The sequence below is a fragment of the Vicinamibacteria bacterium genome, assembly GCA_035620555.1.
Taxonomy (GTDB): Bacteria; Acidobacteriota; Vicinamibacteria; order Marinacidobacterales; family SMYC01; genus DASPGQ01.
This window is the reverse complement of the sequence record DASPGQ010000551.1, coordinates 1-3,997: the sequence shown is the minus strand read 5'-3', so window position 1 is coordinate 3,997 and position 3,997 is coordinate 1. Positions and strand designations below refer to the sequence as shown.

2 protein-coding genes are annotated in these 3,997 nt (G+C 63.5%); both read right to left on the bottom strand.

The features are described 5' to 3' along the window. Window positions 1-232: 232 nt before the first annotated feature. The gene (locus VEK15_22255) at window positions 233-1,876 is read right to left on the bottom strand and encodes an amidase (GenBank protein ID HXV63440.1); all 1,644 of its coding nucleotides are present in this window, start codon (window positions 1,874-1,876) and stop codon (window positions 233-235) included. A gap of 61 nt (window positions 1,877-1,937) precedes the next feature. Then, a partial coding sequence (locus VEK15_22250) for an Npt1/Npt2 family nucleotide transporter (protein HXV63439.1) occupies window positions 1,938-3,997 on the bottom strand: 2,060 nt, incomplete at its 5' end.

Sequence of the window (3,997 nt, the reverse complement as noted above, 5' to 3'; positions counted from 1 at the left end):
GAAGCGGATTGAACGCCGCGCCATTCCCGCCTAGAATCTCCGCCTGACAACCGGCGGCGCTCGATGATTGGCCAGACGATCTCTCATTACAAGATTCTGGACAGGCTCGGGTCGGCCCTGAGCGCCCCGGCACCGGGAGCGAACTCCCCACGGCGACGACGACCGGAGAAGCACGGATCGTCGGAACCATCCACAAAGATCCCGGGTCTCTTCGTCGGTCGGGTAGCCCCGCTCAGCCCAAGGTTTCCAAGAAGTTCGGCGCTTGACGGTGCTTCGTGAGCTGCTCGAAGCCGTAGGCCACCTTCAGGAGCGTCGGCTCGCTCCACCGCGGGCCGAAGAACGAGATGCCCACCGGAAGGCCGGAAACGAACCCCATGGGGATCGAGATGTCGGGATAGCCGGCGATAGCTGCGAGTCCGGCGCTCGATCCGCCCTGCAGGCGATCGCCCATGATGTGGTCGGTCTTCCAGGCGGGATCCCGCGTCGGTGCCACAATGGCATCCAGACGATGCTGCCCGACTACGGCATCGATGCCCTCGGCGCGTGCGTGCCGCTGGATGGTGCTCAGGGCTTCGAGGTAGGGCGGGTCGGTGAGAGGGCCGGACTCCTCGGACGCGAGCAAGCGCTCCTGGCCGAAGTACGGCATCTCCCGATCCCGGTTGGCCTCGTTGAACGCGATGAGCTCGGTCAAGCTCTTGATCGGAGCGTTGGGACCGAGGCTCGCGAAGTACTTGTTGATGTTGGCCTTGAACTCGTAGTTGAGGACGCGTGTCGGTAGCTCGGAGAACACGTCGGCGTTGTCCATGCTCGGGATGTCGGCGGGATCGATGATCTCCGCGCCCGCCGCCCTCATGTCCTCGATCGCCCGGTCGAAGAGCGCCAGCACTCGCTCATCGAAATTGGGGAAGTTTCGTGCGACGCCGATGCGTGCCCCCCTCAGGCCGTTCGGATCCAGGAACTCTGTGTAGTCGGTGTGAAAGTTCCCCTCACTGGCCGCGGTGGCGTCGTCTCTCGGGTCGACGCCAGTAGCCGCGCCCAGGAGAATCGCCGCATCGCGCAGCGTTCGGGTCATCGGTCCCGCCGTGTCTTGCGAATGAGAGATGGGAATGATGCCGGCCCGGCTCCAGACCCCGACGGTGGGCTTGATGCCGACGATGCCATTGATGGACGACGGGCACATGATGGATCCGCCCGTTTCCGTTCCGACCGTCAGCGCACAGAGGTTTGCCGCCGCCGCGACTCCGGACCCCGAAGACGATCCGCAAGGATTGCGATCGAGCGCGTAGGGGTTCCTGCACTGTCCGCCCCGTGCGCTCCATCCACTCGACGCCTTGAACCCACGCCAGTACGCCCACTCGCTCATGTTGGCTTTCGCCAGGAGAAGGGCGCCTGCCTCCCTCAGCTTTTGCGCGACGAAGGAGTCCTGAGGCGGAATCGATCCCTCGAGCGCGAGGGAGCCTGCGGTGGTCGTCATCCGATCGTGGGTGTCGATGTTGTCCTTGAGCGCCACGGGAATGCCGTGCAGGGGACCCCGAGGGCCGTTGGACTGTCGTTCGGCATCGAGCTCGTCGGCAATCTCGAGGGCCTCGGGATTGATCTCGATGATGGAGCGGAGCTCCGGTCCCTGACGATCGAGCGCTTCGATGCGCCGAAGGTACGCTTCGGCGATGGAGCGAGCGGTCAGCCTTCCAGAGCTCATTCCTTCTTGAAGCTCGGCAACGGTGGCTTCGTGGAGCTCGAACGGCTCCTCGCCCGCGGGCGGAGCTTGACTCGACCCTTCGGAGGTCGTTCGCTCGGCCGGAGCGCAACCGAACGTGCTGGTGACGAGTGTGGCGCTTCCGAGCGCCGAATAGCCGAGAAAACGTCTGCGATCCACGAAAAGCCCTCCTCCCCCGCCGTGGGAGCCACGTCATACCACATTTCAGAGTGGGATACGTTCACGCCCGAGGGCGCGTCCGATAGTCGGCGAGGGCCCGGGAGGCGGACTCGAAGACGATGTAGTCCTTTGGCTCCCGGAACTGAAGCACTTGCTCGAGGTCCTCGGCAAGCGACCAGACCTCTCGTTCCCTCACCAGGTCGATCGCCGTGGCGGCGATGACCGGATCGTCGTCGTAAATGAGGCGCGCTAGCGTCTCCTCGATCCCCTTGACGCGCGTCTTCAAGAAGACGTTTCCCTTTCGCACGGTCTCCTCGAGCGGAGCCTGGTCGAGGATGGGAAGGAGCATTTTTCGAATGCGGCCCGACAGAACGTTGTCCAGGTACTCGACGGCGCTTGCTCGAGAGCGTGCATCCCCTCGCTCGATGGCCCATCGAGCGGCGCGAACGTCTTTCCGATCGAGCGCAAGAGCGAGAAGACGATATACGCGGTCCATGGCGCGCCGGCGCTTTTCGTCCAGGGCCTGACCCAGAAGGTTGCCCCGCGGGAGCCCGCCCCTGTCGAATAGATTGAAACCGGTGCCGAGGCATCGATAGTACGTCCCGATGTCGCGAACCGTAATTTTTTCGACCGCCGCCGTCTCGATTCCGAGCTCCGGACGAGCCTTCCGGATCCGTTCCAGAGCCGAGACGGCCTTGAACCGGATGAGCCCGTCGTCGTCATCGAGGGCTCCAACAAGGACCTCCACCGAAGGCCTCGAAGGGATGCGCGCCAGGGTGCCCGGGATATGGCGGCGAACCCAGATGTTCTCGTTCTCGTCCACGAGAAAGTACCCGAGTGTATCCACCACTCTCTCCCCGTAGCTGGCGAGAGCGCCGCGAGCGGCGTTCTTCAATCGACGGTCTGCCAGACGGGACACGAGCGCTGGAACGAAGAGAAGATCCTGGTCTCCGAGATGGCGCGAGCTTCGGATCGACTCGAGGGCCACACTCGTATCGGCATCGTGCATGAGCGGGATGAGGAGTCGACGGAAGCGGGCGTAGGAGCACCGTGCCAGGACACGGGCGACATCTCGTCGTCCCTTCTTTCCCACCTCTCGAGTGTCCGCGGCGAGCCGCGCCAGAGTCTCCTCAGCCGCCAGTCGGTCGTCTTGCCGATCGCTTTCGGCGAGCGACGCTGCGGCCGCGGTCGCGATGCGGGAGTCCTTGTCCTCGAGGTAGGGTCGCATGATCGCCGTGACGTCCTTGCCGCGAATCACGGCGAGGACGGAAACCGCCTCGGCCCTTACGTCGGCGTCTTCGTCCTCGAGACTTCGCTCCACGGCGAGGGCCAAGCGGGCGAGAGTCCCGGGCGACGCCTGTTTCATCGCCAGGAGGGCACGGGATCTCACGCGCGGGGACTCATGACGAAGGAGAAGCGGCGTCACGAGGTGGCGTTTGTCGAGAGACTCGAGAAGCTCGATGGAGCGGATGACGCGGTTCTCGTCAGGGCTCGCGAGCTCCTCGACTAACGTCTCTATCGTCGCCGGTTCGCCGACCTGGGGCGCCAAGGTTCCGGGCTCGAGCTCGAGCCTTTCGATGCTGCGACGAAAGACGGCCATGTACTCTTGTCGCGCCTTTCGCGTGAGATACATCCAGATGATGCACACCGTCAGGCTCAGATAGCTGAGCTGCCACCAGGTGAACCCGAACAACTTGATGAGAACCAGCAGGACTGCCGCTCCCAGCCCTTTCCCAAGGAAACGATCCGCTGTCACGTCAACGAACGGCTTCGCCTTGAACTTGAGATCCGGCGGAAGAGGCAAGAACAGAACTTCACGCGTCGTCTTGTCCAGTGTGTAGCGGAGGGACGCGTCGAGGATCCGCGCCACACTGATCGTCCAGAGAACCGGCGTAAGAAGAATGAGAATCGCCGTGGCACCCCAGCTTACGGGAAGCACCAGAAGGGCGAATCCGACTCCCAAGGCACGATGAACGTAGCTTACGAGGCCCACCTGAACGAGAAAACCGATTGCCGAAAGGTAGGCGGTAATGCTTCCCAGAAAGCCCGTGATCGCGTCTTCCGTTTGAACGAACTCCTCCGCGGCTGAGTTCAGCTGCTGGTCGAGAGTGAGCCCACCCA